A 22,656-nucleotide genomic window follows, 5' to 3' on the forward strand; every position below is an offset into this window, starting at 1 on the left:
TGGATAATGTTTTATGATATTATAATGAAAGAAATAGTTGTTTTTTTAAATAATGGTATAGATTATATGCACGCAATTGCCTAACGTAACTAAATAGAAAAAATATTGGAGGATAAGGAATGGAAAATAATATTGTAAAACCTTCTACACTACCAGGGTTTTTAGAATTTTTACCTGCTGATCAGATACTTTTTAATAATATGCTTGATACCATAAGAAAAAATTATGAGAATTTTGGTTTCATACCTCAAGAAACTCCCATACTAGAAAAATCTGAGGTTCTACTGGCTAAGGGTGGAGGAGATACGGAAAAGCAAATATACAGATTTACCAAGGGCGATACGGATATGTCTATGAGATTTGATTTAACAGTTCCCCTGGCAAGGTATGTGGCACAGAATATGAATGAGCTGAATTTCCCTTACAGAAGATATCAGATAGGTAAGGTATATAGAGGAGAACGTAATCAAAGAGGGCGTTTTAGAGAATTCTATCAATGTGATATTGATATCATAGGAAATGGAAAGCTTAGTATTATCAATGATGCTGAAATTCCAGCGGTGATATATAGCACCTTTAAGGATTTAGGCTTTGATGCTTTTGAAATTAATATTAATAACAGAAAAATACTTAATGGATTTTTCAATGCTGTTGGCATAGAGGATAAAACTGAAGTTTTAAGGACGATCGATAAGCTAGATAAGATTGGCATAGAAGGCGTTAGAAAAGAGCTCAAGGATAGAGGTATAAGTGAAGAGCAGCTTTCAAGAATTGAAGAGTTCATTAAGCTTGATGGGGCTACTGATAAGGTTATAGAAGACTTAAAGAACCTTGATATTACTGAAGAGGAATTCCTTGAGGGGATTGCTGAGATGGAAAAGGTTGTTATGTATATAAGGGACTTTAAGGTTCCAGAGGAAAATTTCAAGCTGAATTTAAAGATTGCCAGAGGGCTGGATTACTATACAGGCACTGTATATGAAACTATATTAAAGGATTATCCTTCCATTGGCTCCGTATGCTCTGGAGGAAGGTATGACAATCTAGCTGGCTATTATACTAAACAAAAGCTCCCAGGAGTAGGAATATCCATTGGCTTAAGCCGCTTATTCTATCAGCTAAAGGAGGCCAAGATCATAGAAGCTGGTGCTTCCACCTTAACAGAGGTTATGATTGTTCCTATGGATGAAAATATTTCTTATTCCATAAGTACTGCCAATAAGCTTAAAGGTAAGGGAATAATAGCTCAGGTATACTTTGAAGAAGGAAAGCTTGCAAAAAAATTAAACTATGCTAATAAGCTTGGAATACCCTATGTAATTATCATTGGAAGTGAGGAAAGAGAGAGTGGAAAGCTTACTTTAAAGGATATGGCAAAGGGTGACCAGAAAAGCTGTTCTATAGAGGAAGTTATTAAATTAATTAAAGGATAATATTAATAAGGATTGAATATAGGTAGCTATGCCTATTTCAATCCTTTTATTTGCTTGTAAAATATTGCATGATTATTGCTATAATGTTAAAATTCACTGTAGAAGGGTAAGCTAGATCAAATCATATTAAATTATATTATAGGAAATTAGAAGGTAAAAATTTAGTCTTTAATTTGTAAGGAGGAACAAAATGAAGAACATCGATAATAAGGTGGTTGAAACGATCAGAGTATTATCAGCAGATGCAATTGAAAAAGCTAAGTCAGGACATCCAGGCCTTCCTTTAGGCTGTGCTCCCATGGCTTATACTCTATGGTCTAAATTTCTAAAGCACAATCCAGCTAATTCTCATTGGGAGGATAGAGATAGGTTTGTCCTTTCAGCAGGCCATGGCTCAATGCTTATTTATTCACTGCTTCATTTATTTGGCTATGATGTTACTATGGAGGATTTAAAGAGCTTTAGGCAGTTAGGAAGCAGGGCAGCAGGCCATCCAGAGTATGGTCATACTGATGGAGTTGAAACAACTACTGGACCTTTAGGTCAAGGTATAGCTAATGCGGTGGGAATGGCTATAGCAGAGGAATTCTTAGCTTCTAAGTTCAATAGAGAATCCTATGATATAGTTAATCACTATACCTATGCTATCGTTGGCGATGGTTGCTTAATGGAAGGGATATCGGGAGAAGCTAGCTCCTTGGCAGGAACCTTAGGCCTCGGTAAGCTTATAGTGCTTTATGATTCAAATAGCATATCCATTGAAGGAGATACAGATATAGCCTTTAGAGAAGATGCTGCTAAGAGGTACGAAGCTTACGGCTGGCAGGTAATAAAGGTTGCTGATGGAAATGATATGGAGGCAGTTGCTAGAGCCATAGAAGAAGCAAAGATGGAAAAAAATAAACCTTCCTTTATTCAGGTAACAAATATTATAGGCTATGGAGTTCCTAAGAAGCAGGGTCTTGCCTCTGCTCATGGTGAACCCTTAGGAGCTGATAATGTTCAAGAATTTAAAGAGCTTATGGGCTGGGATATAGAAGAGTTTACTGTGCCAGAAGAGGTTCTAGAGGAAATGAATTCCTTCAGAGAAAAAGCACAGGAAAAAGAAGATCAGTGGAAGGCTCTATTTAATGATTATAAAAACAATTATCCTGCATTAGCAGAGGAATATGAAAAGTGGTTTTCCAATGAAGCTCCTCTTGAAGAATTGGACTCTGAGGATTTTTGGTCCTTTGACAAACCAATGGCTACTAGAGAGTCCTCAGGTGTTATAATAAATAGATTGGCAAAAATTCTTCCAAATTTAATTGGAGGTTCTGCTGACCTTGCGCCATCTACTAAGACTTATATGAAGGATAAGGGAGATTTCTCAGCGGATAATAGAGAAGGGGCTAATTTGCATTTTGGTGTTAGAGAACATGCTATGGCAGCTATAGGAAATGGTATCTGTCTTCATGGTGGTTTAAGAACCTACGTGTCAACCTTCTTCGTATTTAGCGATTACATGAAGGGAGCCATGAGATTATCTGCACTTATGGGAATCCCCGTTACCTATGTGCTTACTCATGATAGTATAGGTGTTGGAGAGGATGGTCCTACCCATCAACCAGTAGAACAGCTTCCATCCTTAAGAAGCACTCCTAATATGACTGTATTTAGACCTTGTGATTCAAAAGAAACTGCTGCAGGCTGGTATCTTGCCATGACTAAAAAGGATGGCCCAGTTTCTTTAGTCTTAACAAGACAAAAGCTTCCTCTATATGATGCGACTGGTAAAGAAGCCTTGAAGGGTGCTTATATAATTAGAAAAGAGAGCAAAGAAACTCCTGATATACTTCTTATGGCTTCTGGTTCAGAGGTAGAGCTTATTTATAAGGCTGCAGAGGACCTTGAGAATAAAGGAGTATCAGCTAGGGTTATAAGCATGCCTTCTATGGAGCTCTTCAATAGTCAAAGTGAAGAATATAAAGAAAGCATAATGCCGAGGTCCGTAAGGAGAAGGCTTGCTGTAGAGGCTGGCAGCTCATTTGGATGGTATAGATATATAGGCTTAGATGGAGATATAATAGCCTTAGATGAATTTGGAGCCTCAGGAAAGGCAGAAGAAGTATTTATAGAAAAAGGCTTTACCGTGGATAATGTAGTAAATAGAGCTTTAAATCTATTAAAGTAATCCTATAAAAAGAAATCAACGATGTAATATCGTTGATTTCTTATTTTTTTGAAATTAACTTTATATAAAATTAATTTTAGATTAATTAACATTAAGGTAAAAAAAAGTATTTAATTTAGTGGTAAAATCTATTAAAACAATGGAGAATTATTTCTAGATTAAGGAGGAGAAACTATATGAAAGTTGCTGTAACTGGAGCTAAGGGGATAGTTGGAAGAAATGTTGTGAGGCACCTTTTAAGAAATGGTTATGATGTTTTATCACTTACCCACAGTAATTGGAAAGGATGTCCTACTGAACAAAAAATTATAGATATCAGAAACTATGAAGAGGTTTATGATGCTATTAAGGGCTGTGACGCCATAGTTCATTTAGCAGCAATACCTCAACCGGATGAGAATGATAATACTCCTAGAGTATTTCAGAATAATGTGTTAGGTCAATATAATATATTGATGGCTGCTGGACTTCAAGGTATAAAGAAGGTAGCGCTAGCCTCTAGTGACTGTGCCGTTGGAATAACCTTTGCCCATAATCCAGTATTACCTAAATATCTTCCTATAGATGAAAAACACGAATGCACTCCTGACAATAGTTATGGTATTTCTAAAATAGTGGGGGAACAGATTGCTGATTCCTTTGCACATAGATTTCCTGATATGACTCTATCTAGCCTGAGAATTTCTTATGTAGCTGATGTTAAAAAGGTTAAAAATGATATCAATTTTGCTCAAGATGAAAATGTGGATTTATATATTTGGAATCTATGGTCATACATTGATAAGGAAGATTGTGCAAGAGCCTTTAGGCTAGCTGTTGAAGCGGATTTCAAGGGGCATGAGGTCTTTCACATTGCAGCTCCTAATACTAGATGTATGACACCTAGCATAGAGCTAATAAAAAAATATATGCCAGATGCAGAGCTAAAAGGTGACTTTTCAGACCATGAAAGCTTTGAGTCAGGAAAGAAGGCAGAAGAAATATTAGGCTTTAAGCCAAAGAATATTTGGAAGGTTAATCTTACATTGGAACAGAAAGAGGCGGCAGTTGAAAAGCTTCTGGGATATTAAAAAAAGTGGCGTTAGCCACTTTTTTTAAATATTTTCTTGGTAAGGAGCAAAGTATATTATATAATAATAGAAATAAAGACCTATGGCTTCATTACAGGAGGAGTAATCCATGAGCGATATTATTGATTTTAATGAGCTAAAGAATAAAGCTAAAGATAAAGATGTAGATAAATTTGAAGAGTATATATACAGTCTGTATTATTCAATGTCCAGAGGGGAAATATCCATGGGGGATTTAGCGAGAAAGATACAGGAGTATATGCACAGCAATGATATTTCAGAAGAAAAATTTTATAATATACAGAAGAAGCTTTTAGATAGGTATGGTTATGATATAGATAGTATGAGTAAGCAAATGAAGGATGCAGGCTATGATTTTAAAGCCTTAGGAATCAATAATGGAGATAACTATGAAACCATCAGAAAAACTTTAAGCTTTCATGATAAATATAAAGGTAAGCTTACGGCTAAGCCATACACTGTGTACAATATAAAAAATTCTCTTAATGATGTAGAGATGTATTTATCAGAGGATGAAGTGATAATAAAAAGTACAGGTAGGATAGATCTTAAGGACGTAGAGCTTAACGAGTTTTTAGTCTCCTATAAAAAGGTTATTGATGATAAATCCTTAAAAATAACCCTTTGTGAGAATACCTCTATATATGTATACTGATAATAATTTAGCCTAGATATGTTATATTTGCTTTCAGCATATATTTTCATATCTAGGCTAATAGTATTTTTAATTTATAATTTTATTGGTAATTATAATGAAACTCATCACCAAATATAAAGTCTAAGTTCATATTTAAGTCATTAATTTTCTTAAATATTCTATCCTTCTCTGCCCCTTCAGCAGGAGTAGGACGATAATCGTTCTTATAGTCTACGGAGGAAATTTTTGTTGGAATTACCTTTATACCCTCTGCGACTTTTTGATCATTTTCAAATTTATATTGAACTTGAACTATCATTGTGTCTTTATCTGATGGATTACTGTTGCCCCCAAAGGCAAAGTTTCCAAGGGAGTAGAAGATAAACTTATCATTATATTTTTCTATGCTTTGAACTACATGAGGATGGTGTCCAATTATTAAATCGGCACCATTATCAATCATATAATGAGCCATGTTTATCTGGATGGTAGAAGGTCTGTAGTCTCTTTCTATTCCCCAGTGAGCATTTATTATAACTATGGCCCCCTGTGCCTTCAGCTCTTCTATATCAGCCTTGATAGCAGCTTTTTGCTCCTCTCCCTCACCCCAGATAGAATAGCCCAGGAAACCGAACTTTATACCCTTTAGCTCTGTTATATATTTATAGCCAGCTCCAAAATAATTTATATCGTATTTGGTTAAGGCTGCTAAAGTATCCTCTACACCTTTTTCACCATAGTCATAGGTGTGATTGTTTGATAATGTTACCCCTTCTATACTACCCTCTACAAGAGCTCTAGCAAGCTCAGGATCGCCCTTGAAATTAAATTGTTTATTTGTGTTTTCTATATTGTGAGTTGTGAGAGGACCCTCTAGATTTGTAACTGTAAAATCATCAGCTTCAAATATAGGCTTAACATTTTTATAAAAGTATGAGTAATCATTATTTTGCTCTTTAAGCATAGCAGGTAGGGAGGTAGCTTGGTTAAATTTCTTATCTGTACCTAGGGTAGAATCTCCAGAGAAGGTCAATAAAATCTCTGTTTCTACAATTGTCTTCTCCTCTTCTTTTATAAGGTCATCTTCTTTTGTTTCCTCTTCCTTCTTTGTAGGAGGAATAGATATATTCTCATCATTATTGTCTAGGTAGGCGCATCCAGCCAATACTATTATTAGTAAAATAGACAATAACAGTTGATTTTTTTTAAAAAATTTTTCTAGCACTTATTTCACCATCCTTTATTTATAGCTTAATTGTAAACTAGTCACGAATAATTTACAATTAATTAATTGTGGAATAATATCATGTTAAAATAAAAGTGACACTATTGTTATTTTTTACGTATATATTATGAGTTTCAAAATAAATACCATATTGACTACAGAGGAGAGTAGATATGCAGGAGGATATAAAGCTCATTAGAGAAGTTCTAAAAGGTAACATTGATAGCTTTAATATTATAGTAAATAAGTATGAGCTTATGATATTAAAATATGTTTATTCAATATTGAAAAACAGGGAAGCGGCAGAAGATATTACTCAAGAGGTATTTATAACCGTCTATAATAAATTATATACCTTTGATACTAAGTATAAATTTTCAAATTGGCTCATACAAATTGCAAAAAATAAATGTATAGATTACATAAGAAAATATAAAAGAGTCCATGAGGCGAACATTGATGAGGTTTACGAGCTCAAATCCTCAGCTCCTTCTCCTGAGGAAGAGGCGGAGTTTAGTGAAACTAAACAGCTTATTATGGTATTTATTAATTCTTTAAATGAAGTGGATAGGCAGATTCTGCTCCTTAGATATTCTCAAGATAAAACCTTTCAGGATATAGCAGAAATATTAGAGCTTAGTGAGTCATCAGTTAAAAGGAGATACTATAAAGCAAGAGATAAGTTTAAAGCCTTTAAAGACAAAGCCATTGACGGGAAGGGGAAGGTGGTTAGAAAATGAATTGTAATACCTTTAGAAAGTATATAAATGAATATATAAACAATGAGCTCTTTTTGGAGGTTAGTGAAGCTATGGATGACCATTTAAAAAGCTGCAGTGAATGTAGAGAAAGCTATAATGAGGAACTCTATATAGATAAGCTGTTTAAATCGGCCTTAGAGGAAGAAACTATAAGCTTTAGAAGCTCTCGAGGAGAAATAATAAATAATATAGACAAGAAACGGTATTCTAAGAGCCCAATTAATAAGCTGAAATTTTCATTAGCTAAAAATAAGATGAGATTATCAGCAGCGCTAATGGCAGCTTCCTTTCTACTTTTTATTTTAAATAGCAATGCTTTAAATTTCCATCTACCAATAAGTGGTGGTGATTCAGTTAAATCCTCTGCAGGAGCCATGGGTGATGTAAAAGAAACAGCAGACAACAAGGATATTCCTGATATTCCTATAAGCGATAATGTTGAGATGGATGTACAATACAAGGCTGACGTCACTGAGACTGCAACAAGCAGCTATGAGGAGTTTATAGAAAAACTAAGGACCGCTTCAGAGCCCTATAAAAACACCCGTAGTGAAGTGAAATTTAACGTGAATAAGAGAATGGAAAATGAGCCATATACTAATCCCTCCTCCTGGAAGGTCACTTCAGACAAGAATTATAGTGCATTGTTAGATGGAAAGGGAGAAATGCTCAATAAGGAAAATATTTTAGAGGGAGTTAGAGAAGAGGGGCCTTCAGTTATCGTAGTAAAGAATAATAAGACCAAGGGATTGGTAAATATAACCTTGAGCTCAGAAAATAATCAATATACACCTACCTATATAGAGTGGACCAATGATGGAAAGCTTATGGTTATAGTTGGGTTGGCTTATGGCACCCTTGTAAGAGGAGGAGATATATATCTTCTAGATACAGATACAGGAAAATCAGCTCTCATTTATAAATCACATGAAGAAATTGGTGAAGAAGCTGCAGTTATTGAAATGAAAGATGAGTTTCTTGATGTATACCTCATGAAATATCTTGATAATAATAAAACTACTGGAACCGTTGAAGAAACGGCTCTGCTCCTTGATGAGGTCACTGATGAAAATATTCATTCTACTGATGAAGCTCTCATAGACCTTGTTTCTCTCTTCAATAGTAAGGAAGCGGAGAAGGCTGAGGAAGCCTTCCTTATGGAATTTAACAGCTATAACCTCGAAGATATGGGAGACATTAGTAATATTGAGAATAGTAAGCTTCTTAGCCTTAGAAGGATAAATAATTTTTACGATGAAATATTGAAAACCGATTATGGCATAGATGATGTAGCAACCTACCTGATGGAAATAGATTATAAGCTTTTAAAGAATTATGATGGTCCATTAAAGGAAGGTATAAATTATCAAGCAGTAACCATAGTAAAGCCAAGTAGTGGAGAGCATTATAAGATAGCTGATATTTTTATTGTACCAAGCTCATAACTATAATTATTTTTGTGATAAAATCCATGGTTATCCATGGATTTTTACATTATGTTAATATATGAATTAATTGCCTAGGTTATAATATAATAAGATTTACCATAAAGTTTTATTTGCTTTATGGTAATGAAATAATATTATAGGAGGAAATAAGATGAAGGTATTAGAAACCTATAAGGATTCCTATGGTGATAAAAAGCAGGAGCTTATTGATTTAGGCTATGAATTCTACTGTGAGAAAGAAAAGGATATAGCTTTTAAGCCTTATATGGAAGATATAGAAATAATAATGTGCTATAATATTTTTAATAAAATTGACATAAGAAAGTTTAAAAAACTAAAATGGATTCAGCTATATTCCGTTGGAGTTGATCAAATATCTCAGGAAGCATCGGACTATATAAAGGAGAAGAATATCATTTTAACCAACAATAAAGGCGGCTATAGTATTCCTATAGGAGAATGGATTGTTATGAATATGCTCCTTTTGTCTCGTCAAATTCCTGGATATATGGAAAAAAAGAGAGAACGAAGATGGGAACCCTCCTATGATGTCATAGAGCTTTATGGGAAAAAGGCAGTGCTCATAGGCACGGGAAGTATAGCTCAGGAAGCAGCAAAGAGGTTAAAACCCTTCCAAATAGATGTGCTTGGTGTAAATACTGATGGAAGAAAGGTTCCTTACTTCGATGAATGCTACAGTATTAAAGACCTTAAAAGTGCTGTTGCCTTAGGTGATTTCGTTGTTAATGTTCTCCCTTATACAGAGAGCACAGATAGGATAATTAACAAGGAAATTTTTGAAGCAATGAAGCAAGAGGCTTATTTTATTAATGTAGCAAGAGGAAAGACTGTAGTGGAGGAAGAGCTTGTAAAGGTTTTGGAGCAGGGAAGGCTTAAGGGGGCAGCCTTAGATGTGTTTGAAAAAGAACCACTTCCTAAAGAAAATCCTTTATGGAAATTAAACAATGTTTTTATAACTCCTCACAGCTCTTGGGTAAGCCAAAATGGATATTTAAGAAGAGGAGAGCTTTTGTATAAAAATCTTAAAGGCTTTATAGAACTGACAAAGGGGAAGGTGAATAATCCACAGGAAGTTCTATCTAATATCGTAGACTTTAACAAAGGCTATTGATAAATTATTAATTAAAAGCTTAAATAACCTTAAGCTGAATTTAATGGGGGAAGCATGAGAATTAAAAAGAAAGCCAAAAGAAAAATATTAAAATTGTTAACTATGATTTTTTTCTTATCAGGTACCTTAGCTATAATTTCTACCTTATTTTCTAAGGAATTTGTGAACGGCAGCTCTGAGCTATTAATTATTTCTTCTGCAAAGCTTAAATCAAAGGATTTTAAAAAGGATATAACTATAGAAGAAAATTCTTATTTTGAAAAATATACTATAAAGCTTGCAGAAGAAGCTGGTGATATTGATGGACAAACCTTTTCCACCGGTTATCGAGTCATTGTTTATGGAAAGCTTAAGGATACTTCTTTAAAGGAAGGTATCCACTATGGCTTTAATGAGGATGTAGATATTTCTACAAATGGTAAAAAACTTACGGTTGTTATACCAACCTCCTACAAGGATAACTTTGTCTATTTAAATCCTCTAGACAGCAGAGAATTAATTATTCTTGCAGCTAAGAGGGACAACCCCTATGACCATACTGTGACTCTAGATCCTGGCCATGGTGGAGCTGATGTTGGAGCAAACTATGGAGATTTATATGAAAAAAATGTAAATCTAAAAATTGCACTATATATGAAAATGGGACTTATATATGAAGGTAAAAGGGTAATAATGACAAGAGAGGATGATCATGTACTTCTTAATGATGTACAGTGGCTTGATGCCATCACAAAGACTGCTAACGCCTCTAAGTCTGATGCCTTTGTATCAATACATATTAATTCCTTTGATAAATCAGAGGAACCCAATGGATTGAGCACCTACTATTACACAAAGGGCCATGAGTCACAAGCAAAAGATAGAATTTTATTAGCAGAAACCATCCAAAAGCATATTATAACCTCAGATGGTTGGAAGGACATGGGGGTAAAGGAGGAAAGCTTTGAAGTAATAAGAGATACTACTATGCCTTCTGTACTGGTAGAGTGCGGCTTCATGTCTAACCCCGGCGATAGAAGAAGGCTGAGTGATGATAATACTTTAATGAATCTTGCAGAAAATATTAATAAGGGTATAATAGAATATTTGGAAGCAAATAATTAGTTGGAGGTAGCAACAGTGAATATAAAACTAATTAAAGGACATGGATCAGGAAACGAATTTTATATAATAGACGAAGCACTAAATAAGCTTAGCCTTACAGAAGAAGATAGAGGTAAAATAGCTATTTGCCTTTGTGATAAGCTATCACCCTTAGGTGCTGATGGGATACTATATGTCTTAGAAGGTAAAGAAGCTGATGGTAGAATGAGGATTTTTAATTCCGATGGCTCAGAGGCGGAGATGTGCGGAAATGGCTTAAGGCTCATTGGTAGATATCTTATGGAAAAGCTAGGCAAGGATGAGGTTAATATAGCCACCATGAAAGCTCTTTATCAGGTAAAGAAAGTAGAAGATATAGGCAAGGGAATATATACTGTAGAGGTACCTGTAGACACTATTACCTTTGAGCCCTCAGCCTTACCGCTAAATTATCCAGAGGAGACCATGCTTTTTAAAATGGTGCCACAGCTTTCAGAAAAATATAGCTTTTCTGCAGTTAGCATCACTAACCCTCATCTAGTTGCAATAACAGAAGAGATAAGAGATAGCGACCTTACAGAGGTTGGTGTTGAGGCTAATTTTAATAAAGAACTACTTCCTAAAGGAACCAATGTTAATTTCGTAAAGCTCTTATCCGAGGATAGTATTTTTGTGAGAACCTATGAAAGAGGAGTAGGGCTTACTCCTTCTTGTGGTACCGGTATGATAGCTTCTTCCGTAATAACCTCTCTATACAACTCTGAATATAAAAATAAGAAGCTTAAGGTTGTGAATCAGGGTGGGATGATCAACTGCATTGTTAGAGGAAACCTGGAGGATAAATTCTTAGTGAACTTTTCAGGAAATGCCACATATATCTATAGTACAACCATTACTTACGATAGTGGGGCTTTTGAGTTAATAGAGCCTAAAAATAGCTATTTCGAGGAAGGAGAGGCTTATGAAGCTTTTCTTCAAGAAATTAGAAGAGAATATATAAGTTGAAATGGTGTATATTTTCCGAATTTAGTGTGATATAATATAAAAAATATAAAACCAGGGTAGAGGTGCTGTTATTATCAGTATTTGCTCTTAGTCGGCAGACGGTGAGGAGTGAGGAAAGGAATTACAGCCGAAGGTAAGCCATCAGCAGGATGGCTTGCCTGGGTATACATATAATATATGTATAACTGTCACAGACATATTTCTGTGGAGAGCTACAAGGTGCACAAGGTCATCATATAGATATGCATTAGAGGTGTTCCTCTTCTGACTATTTATTTTAGTGGTAAGGAAGTGTGCCTACATACTCATGACTCTACTCGCTTAATAGGCGGGTTTTTCTTTATACTAAAGTATTGGAGGTACAAAAATGAAGCTGTTTGGTTCGATGAATGTAAGGGATAATTGTTTGACTATAGGAGGCAAAAAGGTTACTAATCTCGTTAAGAAATATGGCACTCCTCTGTACGTTATGGATGAGGAGCTTATAAGAAGCACCTGCAGAGCTTATGTAAATTCTATGGGGGCTAATAACAGAGTTGCCTATGCGGGAAAAGCTTTCTTAACCCTTGCCATGTGCGAGCTTATCCATGAGGAAGGCCTATGGCTGGATGTAGTTTCTGGTGGAGAGCTTTATACGGCTTATAAGGCTGATTTTCCTATGGATAAGGTTTATTTTCATGGTAATAATAAAACTCTTGAGGAGATAAATTTAGGAATTAAAACAGGGGTTGGAAGATTTGTTATAGATAATGACCTTGAGCTTGAAAATGTCAATAGAGTTGCTGGTATGTATGGAAGAGTCCAAAAGGTTCTCTTAAGAGTTACTCCAGGGATTGAAGCTCATACCCATGAATATATAAAAACTGGACAGCTAGATTCAAAATTCGGAATTGCTTCTCTCGGTGATAATTTAATCAATATAGTTAAAAAGGCTATAGAGCTTCCCAATATACAGCTCATGGGTCTTCACTGCCACATAGGATCTCAAATATTTGAAACTGAGCCCTATGAGGAAGCCGCAGATATCATGGTAGGTTTTATGAAGGAAATAACAGATAACACTGGTTATAGCTTAGAAGAATTAGATTTAGGAGGGGGCTTTGGGATATATTATAATGAAGGTGATTTACCTAAAACCCCAGAAGAATATTGCAGTGCTATAAGAAAAGCCGTAGAGCTTGAGTGCATTAAGAATGATATTAAAGTGCCAATATTAATTATAGAACCAGGAAGATCCATAGTAGGAAATGCAGGTATAACCTTATATACCATAGGATCCATAAAGGAGATTCCTGATATAAATAAATATGTTGCCGTAGATGGTGGAATGACTGATAATATAAGACCTGCTCTTTATAGTGCTGACTATGGTTGCTTAGTGGCAAACAGGATGCTTCAGAGCTGTAGTGAAAGTGTAACTATTTCCGGAAAATGCTGTGAATCTGGAGATATATTAATAAAAAATGCATCGATACCACAGGTGGTAAGTGGCGATATATTAGCAGTTATGTCTACGGGAGCCTACTGCTATTCAATGAGCAGCAATTATAATAAGATACCAAAGGCTGCTGTGGTTATGGTTAGCGAAGATAGGGAAAGGCTTATATGTAAAAGAGAGAGCTATGAGGATATAATTAAAAATGAAATAAGATGACATAATAACTTAAGGGCTTCCATTTTCGGAGGCTCTTAATATTTACCATATCTTAATCAATCAAATATTTAATTTCATTCATAATATGGTATACTAATTATATTATTACAATTAAAGGAGAAGGAAGATGGAATATAAGAAAGAGCTCATAGTTGATAGAATAGAAGAAGAGCTCGTAGTAGTTTGTGAGGACTTACAAGGAAATATAATAAATGTTGATAGAATGCAGATTGAAGGTCAGGTAAAGGAAGGAGATATATTAATTTTAAAAGGAGAGAAGTATCAAGTAGATGAGGCTTCCACTAAGAAGAGAAAAAGGGAAATAGAGGCTTTAGTGAAAGGTATGTGGGTGGAAGATGAGATTTAATCGAGGAAGAAAAAGAAAGTCTGAGGAAAAAAGCGCTGTTAAGCAGTTAATCTTTGACTGGGTAATACCTATTGTAGCTGCTCTTATCATAGCAGGTATAATTAATAAATTTGTTTTATTTAAGGTGTATATACCATCACTATCTATGTATCCTACCTTAGATAAAGGAGATCAGCTTTTTGTTACTAGAGTTTATAATACTGACAAAATTGAAAGAGGAGATATTTTAGTATTTGACTCGGAGGAGCTTAACCAGCTATTAATAAAGAGGGTTATTGGACTTCCAGGAGATAAGGTGGAAATATCCGATGGAGCTCTTATGGTAAATGGTGAGTTAATAGAAGAGGATTATGTGATTTATAATCAAAATATTAGCAGACACTTTCAGGTGCCTGAGGGAAAATACTTGTTTTTAGGAGACAACAGGGCAAATTCTAATGATAGCAGATACTGGGATGATCCTTATATAGATGGGGATGCCATAGAAGGTAAGGCTCAAATTAGAATATATCCTTTCAATAAAATAGGCTTTATAGAATAGACATTTAAGAGAGACAGGAAATTAGGAGGTAATAATATGAAGGAAATTGACGATAAGGTAGAGCTGTTACAGGAGGAGCTTATTGAAAGCACTCAAAGGCTTTTAAGGATTAGAAGCCTAGAGGATAAGCCTATTCTAGGAATGCCCTTTGGTGAAAAGGTAAATGAAGCTTTAGAAGAAGCTCTACATATAGCAGAGAGTCTTGGCTTTAAAACAGTAAACTTAGACGGTTATTTAGGCTATGCTGAATATGGCACCGGAGAGGATTATGTAGCTGTCCTAGGACATTTAGACGTGGTACCTGAAGGAGATGGCTGGCTTTATCCTCCTTATGGAGCTGAGATTCATGAAGGTAAGCTCTATGCTAGAGGTGCATTAGATGATAAGGGCCCAATAATGGCTGCTTTATATGGCTTGAAGGCTGTAGTTGATGCTGGTCTTACTCTATCTAAAAGGGTTAGAGTAATTTTTGGTACTAATGAGGAGAGCGGCAGTGGGGAAATGAGCTATTATAATGAAAGGGAAAAGCCTCCTGTAGCTGGCTTTACTCCTGATGCAGACTTCCCTGTAATTCATGCTGAGAAGGGCTTCATGGTATTTGACTTAGCAAAGACTATAGAATCAAACAGTAAGAGAAGTATAAGAGTGGATAGCATAAAAGGAGGAAGCAGGGCTAATGTAGTCCCTGATTACTGCGAAGCAAAGATTACCACTGATGATCCAGCTAATGTAATATCCTATCTCAGTGAATATAAATACGATAATCCCTGTGATATAAAATATACACGGAATGCTGGAGAGGTAATTTTACAGTCCTATGGGATATCTGCCCATGGAAGTACTCCTGAAGCAGGAAAAAATGCAGTAATGCAGCTTTTGGGCTTTTTAGGTACTCTTCCTTTAGAAGATACAGATATAGGGAGCTTCATTTCCTTTGCTAACAAGTTTATCGGTACAGAGCTTCATGGAGAATCCTTAAATATTGGATTAGAGGATGAGGTTTCTGGAAAATTAATCTTTAATGTGGGTATAATTAATTATAGTGGTAATGAAGCGGCGCTTACTATCAATATTCGCTATCCTGTAACCTACAGTTTGGAGGATGTATTAAAGCCTCTTGAGCTTAAGCTTTTTGAGAATAATATAGAGATGAAAAATCTCATTGAGGATAAACCATTATACTATCCTAAGAATCATTTTTTAGTGGAAACCCTTCAAAAGGTTTATGAGAAGCATACAGGAGCGAAGGAAGAGCCTTTAGCTATTGGTGGAGGCACCTATGCAAAAACCATGAATAATATAGTGGCCTTTGGACCAATGTTTCCTGGTGACCCTGATGTTATCCATCAGGTAAATGAATATATTGAAATAGATAAGCTAGTAAAATGTGCAAAAATATATGGTGAGGCAATTTATCAGTTAGCTAAATAGCCTGAGAAGGGAGTGAACATAACCGGTTAATATCGGGATATATGAACAATAATATCAACAAAAATAATAATAAAAACAGCAATAACAAAAAAAATAATGACGATCAAAATAAGAATAAATGGAAGTTTAATCTTATTTATGTAGGTATTGTATTAGTGATACTCTTGATTTTTAATAACGTTAGAGAGTCCATGTATACAGAAAAAATTAGATATGACGAATTTTTGGCTCTATTAAATAGCAATAAAATAGAAGAGGTTAAAATTTCCAGCGATAGGTTGGTGATAACTCCAAAGGAAGGCTCGGAGTATGGAAATAAGACTCTCTATACCGCCTATATTGGTGATGAAAAACTCGTGGATAGGCTTGATGCGGCTGATGTAAAATATTCTGGCCCTGATGCTAATAATTCCTTCATTCTCGAAATTCTTTTGGCTTATGCAGTACCCTTATTAATTTTCTTTTTCCTTGGAAGAATTATGTTTGGACGAATGGGTAAGAAGATGGGTGGAGGAGGAGTGATGTCCTTTGGAAAAAACACTGCAAAGCTCTATGCAGAAAGTGAAACAGGTATTACCTTCAAGGATGTAGCAGGACAGGAGGAAGCTAAGGAATCCTTAAGAGAAATAGTTGATTTTCTCCATGATCCTAAAAGATATACAGACATTGGTGCAAAGCTTCCTAAGGGAGCACTCCTCGTTGGTCCTCCTGGAACTGGTAAAACCTTATTAGCTAAAGCTGTGGCAGGAGAAGCACATGTTCCATTCTTCTCTCTATCTGGCTCAGATTTTGTTGAGATGTTTGTAGGTATGGGAGCTGCAAGAGTGAGAGATTTATTCAAGCAGGCTGAGGAAAAGTCCCCTTGTATAGTATTTATTGATGAAATAGATGCCATCGGTAAGAGCAGAGATAATGCTATAAGCTCCAATGATGAAAGAGAGCAAACCTTAAATCAGCTCCTTTCAGAGATGGATGGCTTTGATGCCACTAAAGCAGTGGTTATTTTAGGAGCTACTAACAGACCAGAGGTTTTAGACAAAGCATTACTAAGACCAGGACGTTTTGATAGAAGAGTTATAGTAGATAGACCTGACTTAAAGGGTAGAGAAGATATATTAAAGGTTCATTCTAAGGGCGTAAAGATGGATAACTCCGTGGATCTAGGAGCAATTGCCAGGGCTACCCCTGGTGCTGTAGGAGCAGATCTTGCCAATATGATTAATGAAGCAGCCCTAAGAGCCGTTAGAGAAGGGCGTAAAATGGTTGTTCAAGAGGATTTAGAGGAATCTGTAGAGGTTATTCTTGCCGGTAAGGAAAAGAAGGACAGAATAATGTCACCTAAGGAAAAGAGAACAGTAGCCTTCCATGAGGTAGGTCATGCGCTGGTAGCTGCCTTATTAAAGAATACAGACCCAGTGCATAAGATAACTATTGTTCCAAGAACCATGGGTTCCTTAGGCTACACAATGCAGCTGCCAGAAGAAGATAAATATCTTGTTTCTAAGGAAGAGATGCTGGATCAGATAACTGTTATGTTTGGCGGAAGAGCAGCAGAGGAGGTAGAGTTTAACAGCATATCTACCGGTGCCTCCAATGATATAGAAAGAGCCACACAAGCTGCAAGGAATATGGTAACCATATATGGAATGTCAGAGGAATTTGATATGATGGCACTAGAATCTGTAAGCAATAGATATTTAGATGGAAGGCCTGTAAGAAACTGCAGTGATGAAACCTCCGCAAAGATTGATGAGGTTACCTTAAACATAATAAAAGGCTGTCATAAAAAGGCTATTGATCTTTTAGAAGAAAATAGAGTTCTTTTAAATGAGATTTCTGAAAGGCTTCTAGAAAAAGAAACCCTTCTTGGTGAAGAGTTTATGTCAATGGTTAGGGAATATCATAAAAGAGGAAGCCTTGAGCTAGCTTTTGATGAAAGCACTAGTGAAGCTAATAAAGAAGAATAATTTACATAAAACCCCGGTTTATCCGGGTTTTTATGCAGTTGGAGGTAGAATATGGATATATCCGTAAATAAGGATAGAGAGATGGATTTAGAGCTGTTAAAGCTTAAATTAACTCTTCAGGTAATAGATAATGAGATATTGGTTTATCTTACAAAAAGGAAGGATATAGGCCAGTATATCCTGGATTATAGAAAAAAGGCACTGGAAGAATTTAAGGATGATGAAGATAAGATAGCGGAATACTTTGATCACGAACGCTTTGTAAAAGAAGAAGCCTACACTACTATCGATAGAAGATTAAAGGAGCTTACTACGTTAAAGGAGAGTCCTTATTTCGGAAGGATTGTATTTGAGGATAAGGAATATAATGAAGAAGAAAAGCTCTATATAGGACGATTTGGAGTTACTCCAGAGGGGAGCTATGAACCAGAAATCGTTGACTGGAGAGCTCCTGTAGCTTCTCTCTTTTATAAAGGAAGCATAGGGAAATCAGAGTATAATTCACCCTCAGGACCCGTAGAGGTTGAAATTGAAGGCAGACGACAGTATATTATTAAAAAAGCAAAGCTCCTTGGGATGTTTGATTCAGAAATAGATGTTAAGGATGATATTCTACAGCTGGTACTAAGCTCTAATTCTTCGGAAAAGCTAAAGGATATAATCATGACTCTTCAGAAGGAGCAGGATGATATAATAAGACAGCCTAGAGAGATATCAGTTGTGGTTAACGGGGTAGCTGGCAGCGGTAAGACTACTGTAGCCCTTCATAGAGTTGCATATCTTCTGTATAATTATAGAGAGATTTTGAAGGACAGGGTACTTGTTATAGGACCTAATGATATATTTTTAGAGTATATAGGCACAGTGCTTCCAAGCCTTGGAGAAACTGGGGTAAAGCAGACCACCTTCCATAGGTTCGCATTAGAGCTACTTAATATCTCTGAAGTAATGTCATTCAAGGATTATGCTGAGAGAATACTTCAAAAGGATGAGGATTTTTTAAGGAGAGCCGCCTATAAGAATAGTGAGGCCTATTTAGAAGAATTGGATAAGAAGTTAGAAGAGATGAATGAGAGCTACTTTAAGCCTGAATCAGTATATTTTTCCGGTGAAGAAATTGTTTCCTTAAAGGAAGTAAAAGAGCTCTTTAATGTTCATTACTCTTATATGCCCTTGTTCAGAAGAAGTGAAAAGATAAAAAGAATACTTGTTTCAAAGCTTAAGGATAAAAGAGATGAGGAAGTAAGAAAGCTGAAGCTGGAGATAGAAGCCTATAAGAATAGCTTGACTTCAGAACAGCTTAAGATTGAAGAAAATAATATTGAATTTAATAGAAGACTTAGAATCCGAGGAATAATCCGTGAGGTTATGCACCAAAGAGATGTCCTGAATTCGTGGATTAACCCTGAGGATATAGTAGATATATATAATGAGTTTAATAACAATCTTCCCTTAACTCAGGACGATTTAGCTCCAATCTTATATTTTTATTTAAAGCTTAAGGATATAAAATTTAAAGAGAATATAAAGCATGTGGTTATAGATGAAGCTCAGGACTTAACAAGTCTTCAGCTTAGGCTCATAAAGGAGCTTACTAAAGCTACCTCCTACACTATTGTTGGAGATTATAATCAGAGGCTTATAGGTGTTGACTCAGCCCCTGCTATGAAGAATTTAAAAGAAATTTTTTCTGAGGCTTCACTTAAAGAGTTTTCTTTAAATAAGAGCTACAGGTCCACAGTGGAGATAATGGAATATGCAAATAGATATTTAAAAGAAGAAAAAATAGTTCCTATGGTTAGAAATGGTAGCTCTGTGAAGGAGCTAGCTATAGAGGGTGGGGAAGCCTTAGGATCTACCGTAGAGAAGATAATTAAGGAGTATAAGGATAAGGGACTTGAAAATATAGCTATTATTGCTCCTACCCTTAGTGAAATTAAAGAAGCTGAAAAGGTGATTAAAGAAAACTATCATCTTACAGTAATTGATAGAGAAGAATTCATATATCAAGGTGGAGTAGTTATGCTTCCTTCTTATTTTGCCAAAGGCTTAGAGTTTGATGGTGTAATAGTGTTAAATAAGATTTCAGCCTCTCCATCGGACCATATTAGGTATATTATGTGCACTAGGGCTCTCCATGAGCTTGCGGAAATCAGTTATTAGAAGAATAATAGCAGAACCTTTATTAGGTTCTGCTATATATTTTTTTATATGTTTTTCCTATTTATGAGGATGCCTTAATTTTATTTAGTTTTCTATAAGAGGAAGGTGACATGTTGTAATTCTTCTTAAATATTTGACAAAAATAAGATTGGTTAGTAAAGCCTACAGAGCTAGATATATTCATTATAGATAAATCCGTGGACTCGAGGAGATGAGCCGCTTCCTTTAAGCGCTTTGTAATCAAATAGCTGATAGGAGAAACATTGAAGAAACGTCTAAAAATATGCACCAAATAAAATCTGCTCATGTGAGTCATTTCAGACAAGGAATCAAGAGTGATATTAGAGGAATAGTTATTATCTATATAATTTTTTATATATGCACACTCCTTGCTGATATTTTCTGTTGAAGAAATTACAAGCCTTGTAGAGGTTCTTCTCACTATGTTGATAATTAATAGAAGTAATAGATTATGAGTTACCTCCTTGTACAGCTCGTCCTTTTCTCTAGCTTCCTTTAATAGTTTTTTTAAATAGAAGAGTACCTCATCCTTATAGCCTCTATAATTAAGTATGCTATATTCACCATAGCTATCATCTCCATCCTTAATATCTTGAAGGATTGCCATTCCCTCAATTCCCAGTACTATGTATTCTAATGGGTTTGAGTCTATGGAATACTCTGTATGAGATACATTAGCATTTACTATAACCAGGTCATCTTCTTTAACATCAAAGGTTTTATTATTAATCTGAAAATGTCCTCTTCCTTTTACTACGTAAAATAGCTCTGTAAATGGGTGTGAATGAAGAACGCTAAACCAATCACCTTCATATATGGAATGGCTTACATATAATAAACTAGTATTAATTTTACGAAGGTCAGCATTCCTAAATTCATAAGTAATATTTGACACTTTATCACTGCCCTTCTCAATGAAATAATTGTAGAGAGAACAATTTTATTTTAACTAAACATAAGAATATTTTCAATATTTATATTTTTTTGAGGGTGATAAGTACTTTACCCTTTCACAAGTTTTAGTTATTTTTAGTTTTTATAAATATAAAAAGCAATATACATAAAAATCTAAGCAACATACTTATATTAAAAACGTTTACCTCAATATATAATTAATTTATTGATATACTAAAAATTATAGTGGTGGAGGGAAGTATATGAAAAAGTTATTGGCATTAGTAACATCAGCGCTACTTATGGTAGGTGTTGTTGGATGCGGAGCAAATAATAATGATAGTTCAGCTGGTAATGATGAAAAGGTTCTAAAGATTGCAGGATTAGATGGTGGATATGGAAGAGAACATTGGGATGCACTGGCTAAAGCCTTTGAAGAAGATCATGAGGGGGTTAAGGTAGAGCTTACCCTAGAAAAGAATATAGCTGAAATTTTAAGACCTCAGATTCAATCTGGAGATGTGCCAGATATAATTTATCTATCTGTTGGTTCAGAAGGTGGACTAACTGATACTCTTATTACTGAGAAGGCAATAGTTGATATTTCAGATCTATTAGATATGAAGGTGCCGGGAGAAGAGGTAACTGTAGGAGAAAAGATTATACCAGGCTTTACTGATACATTGGTAACTAATCCTTATGGTGATGGAAAAACTTACTTAGCTCCATTATTCTACTCTCCTTGTGGCTTATTCTATAATGCATCACTTTTTGGAGAAGCTGGCTATGATAGCCCAGAAACCTTTGAAGAGATGTTTGCTTTAGGGGAAAAAGCTAAAAGTGAAGGCTCAGCTTTATTTACATATCCTACTACAGGATATTTTGATGCCTTTTTCTATGCTTTATTAAATGAAGTAGCAGGGGCTGAAACCTTTGCTAAGCTAATGAACTATGATGTAGAGGCATGGAAAAGCGATGAAGTTAGACAAGCTTTTGATATAGTTGGAGAACTTGCAAAGTATACTCATGAAAATACTGTAGCACAGGCTAATGGTAATGACTTTACTAAAAATCAACAGCTAGTATTAGATAACAAGGCTTTATTTATTCCTAATGGAACCTGGCTTCCAGGGGAAATGAAGGATGCACCTAGAGCTGATGGCTTTGAATGGGGCTTTACTGCATTACCAAAGGTAACTGAAGAAGGAGATTCTTATTCCTTTACCTTCTTTGAACAGATGTTTATCCCTTCTGGTGCTGCCAATGAAGACTTAGCTAAAGAATTTATGGCTTATATGTATTCTGATGAAGCAGCAAAAACCATCTATGAGTTAGGTGGAGCTGTTCAGCCAATAACCACTGCTTCTTCCTTAATAGGAGAAGACGATCCTAACAAGCTTTATTACTCTGTTTATGATAATGGCGCTAAAGCTGCAATGGGTGGTTTTGCATCTGTAACTGCTGTAGAAGGTGTTGACCTAGTTAGTGCCGATGGAATCCTTTTTGGAACAATAAACTCTGTTGTTAATGGTACAAAGACTGTTTCAGAGTGGTATGACGAAGTAGTAAAGGCTGTAGAAGCTATAAGTGCAGCACAATAATAAGATATTTAACTAGTCACGATGGTATT

The 22,656-nt window shown here is 35.4% G+C and carries 18 protein-coding genes and 1 riboswitch; of the genes, 16 read left to right on the forward strand and 2 right to left on the reverse strand.

All coding sequences use genetic code 11. The annotated features are described in order from the left end of the window. The first annotated feature begins 119 nt into the window (after window positions 1–119). From hisS to ACPWSR_RS11450, 4 genes are all read left to right on the forward strand, one after another. A complete protein-coding gene (hisS, locus tag ACPWSR_RS11435; RefSeq protein ID WP_426348353.1) occupies window positions 120–1,433 on the forward strand; it encodes a histidine--tRNA ligase in 1,314 nt (437 codons plus the stop codon). 190 nt (window positions 1,434–1,623) lie between these two features. Then, entirely contained in the window at window positions 1,624–3,606 is a 1,983-nt protein-coding gene (tkt, locus tag ACPWSR_RS11440; protein ID WP_426348354.1) for a transketolase, read from the forward strand. Between the two features lie 176 nt (window positions 3,607–3,782). Next, a complete protein-coding gene (locus ACPWSR_RS11445) occupies window positions 3,783–4,676 on the forward strand; it encodes an NAD-dependent epimerase/dehydratase family protein (RefSeq protein WP_426348355.1) in 894 nt (297 codons plus the stop codon). A gap of 109 nt (window positions 4,677–4,785) precedes the next feature. Then, window positions 4,786–5,352, forward strand: a complete 567-nt coding sequence (locus ACPWSR_RS11450) for a DUF3867 domain-containing protein (protein ID WP_426348356.1) — start codon at window positions 4,786–4,788, stop codon at window positions 5,350–5,352. A gap of 82 nt (window positions 5,353–5,434) precedes the next feature. On the opposite strand, the gene ACPWSR_RS11455 is transcribed toward ACPWSR_RS11450, so the two are convergent. Beyond that, entirely contained in the window at window positions 5,435–6,559 is a 1,125-nt protein-coding gene (locus ACPWSR_RS11455) for a CapA family protein (RefSeq protein ID WP_426348357.1), read from the reverse strand. 173 nt (window positions 6,560–6,732) lie between these two features. Here ACPWSR_RS11455 and ACPWSR_RS11460 point away from each other — a divergent pair, with 173 nt between their 5' ends. From ACPWSR_RS11460 to ACPWSR_RS11510, 11 genes are all read left to right on the forward strand, one after another. Continuing rightward, window positions 6,733–7,299: an RNA polymerase sigma factor gene (locus ACPWSR_RS11460; RefSeq protein ID WP_426348358.1), complete on the forward strand. Its 567-nt coding sequence runs from the start codon at window positions 6,733–6,735 to the stop codon at window positions 7,297–7,299. After that, a complete protein-coding gene (locus ACPWSR_RS11465) occupies window positions 7,296–8,765 on the forward strand; it encodes a DUF4652 domain-containing protein (RefSeq protein WP_426348359.1) in 1,470 nt (489 codons plus the stop codon). The genes ACPWSR_RS11460 and ACPWSR_RS11465 overlap by 4 nt, the downstream gene beginning before the upstream one ends. A gap of 154 nt (window positions 8,766–8,919) precedes the next feature. Continuing rightward, a complete protein-coding gene (locus ACPWSR_RS11470) occupies window positions 8,920–9,900 on the forward strand; it encodes an NAD(P)-dependent oxidoreductase (protein WP_426348360.1) in 981 nt (326 codons plus the stop codon). Window positions 9,901–9,954: 54 nt separating this feature from the next. Next, window positions 9,955–11,004, forward strand: a complete 1,050-nt coding sequence (locus tag ACPWSR_RS11475; RefSeq protein WP_426348361.1) for an N-acetylmuramoyl-L-alanine amidase family protein — start codon at window positions 9,955–9,957, stop codon at window positions 11,002–11,004. A gap of 15 nt (window positions 11,005–11,019) precedes the next feature. Further along, window positions 11,020–11,988 (forward strand): diaminopimelate epimerase, encoded by a 969-nt coding sequence (dapF, locus tag ACPWSR_RS11480; protein ID WP_426348362.1) that lies wholly within the window; start codon window positions 11,020–11,022, stop codon window positions 11,986–11,988. 49 nt (window positions 11,989–12,037) lie between these two features. Continuing rightward, window positions 12,038–12,211: riboswitch (Lysine riboswitch) on the forward strand. Between the two features lie 144 nt (window positions 12,212–12,355). After that, entirely contained in the window at window positions 12,356–13,642 is a 1,287-nt protein-coding gene (lysA, locus tag ACPWSR_RS11485; protein ID WP_426348363.1) for a diaminopimelate decarboxylase, read from the forward strand. A 127-nt stretch (window positions 13,643–13,769) separates the two neighbouring features. Continuing rightward, window positions 13,770–14,009: a DUF3006 domain-containing protein gene (locus ACPWSR_RS11490; protein WP_426348364.1), complete on the forward strand. Its 240-nt coding sequence runs from the start codon at window positions 13,770–13,772 to the stop codon at window positions 14,007–14,009. Further along, the gene (gene lepB / locus ACPWSR_RS11495; RefSeq protein ID WP_426348365.1) at window positions 13,999–14,550 is read left to right on the forward strand and encodes a signal peptidase I; all 552 of its coding nucleotides are present in this window, start codon (window positions 13,999–14,001) and stop codon (window positions 14,548–14,550) included. Before ACPWSR_RS11490 ends, lepB begins: the two co-directional genes overlap by 11 nt. Before the next feature lie 36 nt (window positions 14,551–14,586). Further along, entirely contained in the window at window positions 14,587–15,981 is a 1,395-nt protein-coding gene (gene pepV, locus ACPWSR_RS11500; RefSeq protein WP_426348366.1) for a dipeptidase PepV, read from the forward strand. A gap of 41 nt (window positions 15,982–16,022) precedes the next feature. Next, window positions 16,023–17,948 (forward strand): ATP-dependent zinc metalloprotease FtsH, encoded by a 1,926-nt coding sequence (gene ftsH / locus ACPWSR_RS11505; RefSeq protein ID WP_426348367.1) that lies wholly within the window; start codon window positions 16,023–16,025, stop codon window positions 17,946–17,948. 51 nt (window positions 17,949–17,999) lie between these two features. Beyond that, a complete protein-coding gene (locus ACPWSR_RS11510; protein WP_426348368.1) occupies window positions 18,000–20,111 on the forward strand; it encodes a HelD family protein in 2,112 nt (703 codons plus the stop codon). A gap of 61 nt (window positions 20,112–20,172) precedes the next feature. Here the strand turns inward: ACPWSR_RS11510 and ACPWSR_RS11515 are convergent, their stop codons facing one another. Next, on the reverse strand, window positions 20,173–21,027 hold the full coding sequence (locus ACPWSR_RS11515; RefSeq protein WP_426348369.1) for an AraC family transcriptional regulator: 855 nt from the start codon (window positions 21,025–21,027) through the stop codon (window positions 20,173–20,175). Between the two features lie 262 nt (window positions 21,028–21,289). Here ACPWSR_RS11515 and ACPWSR_RS11520 point away from each other — a divergent pair, with 262 nt between their 5' ends. Continuing rightward, window positions 21,290–22,627, forward strand: a complete 1,338-nt coding sequence (locus tag ACPWSR_RS11520; protein ID WP_426348370.1) for a carbohydrate ABC transporter substrate-binding protein — start codon at window positions 21,290–21,292, stop codon at window positions 22,625–22,627. Window positions 22,628–22,656 lie beyond the last annotated feature (29 nt).

Origin of the sequence: Alloiococcus sp. CFN-8, from assembly GCF_049943125.1 — a bacterium.
In the GTDB taxonomy this organism is placed as follows: Bacteria; Bacillota; Clostridia; order Clostridiales; family Clostridiaceae; genus JAEXZL01.

What these genes read in the sequence shown, in the direction of transcription:
- ACPWSR_RS11450 (WP_426348356.1), top strand. Translation starts at nt 4,786, where the DNA reads ATGAGCGATATTATTGATTTTAATGAGCTAAAGAATAAAGCTAAAGAT.
- lepB (WP_426348365.1), top strand. Translation starts at nt 13,999, where the DNA reads ATGAGATTTAATCGAGGAAGAAAAAGAAAGTCTGAGGAAAAAAGCGCT.
- lysA (WP_426348363.1), top strand. Translation starts at nt 12,356, where the DNA reads ATGAAGCTGTTTGGTTCGATGAATGTAAGGGATAATTGTTTGACTATA.
- ACPWSR_RS11465 (WP_426348359.1), top strand. Translation starts at nt 7,296, where the DNA reads ATGAATTGTAATACCTTTAGAAAGTATATAAATGAATATATAAACAAT.
- ACPWSR_RS11475 (WP_426348361.1), top strand. Translation starts at nt 9,955, where the DNA reads ATGAGAATTAAAAAGAAAGCCAAAAGAAAAATATTAAAATTGTTAACT.
- ftsH (WP_426348367.1), top strand. Translation starts at nt 16,023, where the DNA reads ATGAACAATAATATCAACAAAAATAATAATAAAAACAGCAATAACAAA.
- hisS (WP_426348353.1), top strand. Translation starts at nt 120, where the DNA reads ATGGAAAATAATATTGTAAAACCTTCTACACTACCAGGGTTTTTAGAA.
- ACPWSR_RS11510 (WP_426348368.1), top strand. Translation starts at nt 18,000, where the DNA reads ATGGATATATCCGTAAATAAGGATAGAGAGATGGATTTAGAGCTGTTA.
- ACPWSR_RS11520 (WP_426348370.1), top strand. Translation starts at nt 21,290, where the DNA reads ATGAAAAAGTTATTGGCATTAGTAACATCAGCGCTACTTATGGTAGGT.
- pepV (WP_426348366.1), top strand. Translation starts at nt 14,587, where the DNA reads ATGAAGGAAATTGACGATAAGGTAGAGCTGTTACAGGAGGAGCTTATT.
- ACPWSR_RS11460 (WP_426348358.1), top strand. Translation starts at nt 6,733, where the DNA reads ATGCAGGAGGATATAAAGCTCATTAGAGAAGTTCTAAAAGGTAACATT.
- ACPWSR_RS11490 (WP_426348364.1), top strand. Translation starts at nt 13,770, where the DNA reads ATGGAATATAAGAAAGAGCTCATAGTTGATAGAATAGAAGAAGAGCTC.
- tkt (WP_426348354.1), top strand. Translation starts at nt 1,624, where the DNA reads ATGAAGAACATCGATAATAAGGTGGTTGAAACGATCAGAGTATTATCA.
- ACPWSR_RS11470 (WP_426348360.1), top strand. Translation starts at nt 8,920, where the DNA reads ATGAAGGTATTAGAAACCTATAAGGATTCCTATGGTGATAAAAAGCAG.
- ACPWSR_RS11445 (WP_426348355.1), top strand. Translation starts at nt 3,783, where the DNA reads ATGAAAGTTGCTGTAACTGGAGCTAAGGGGATAGTTGGAAGAAATGTT.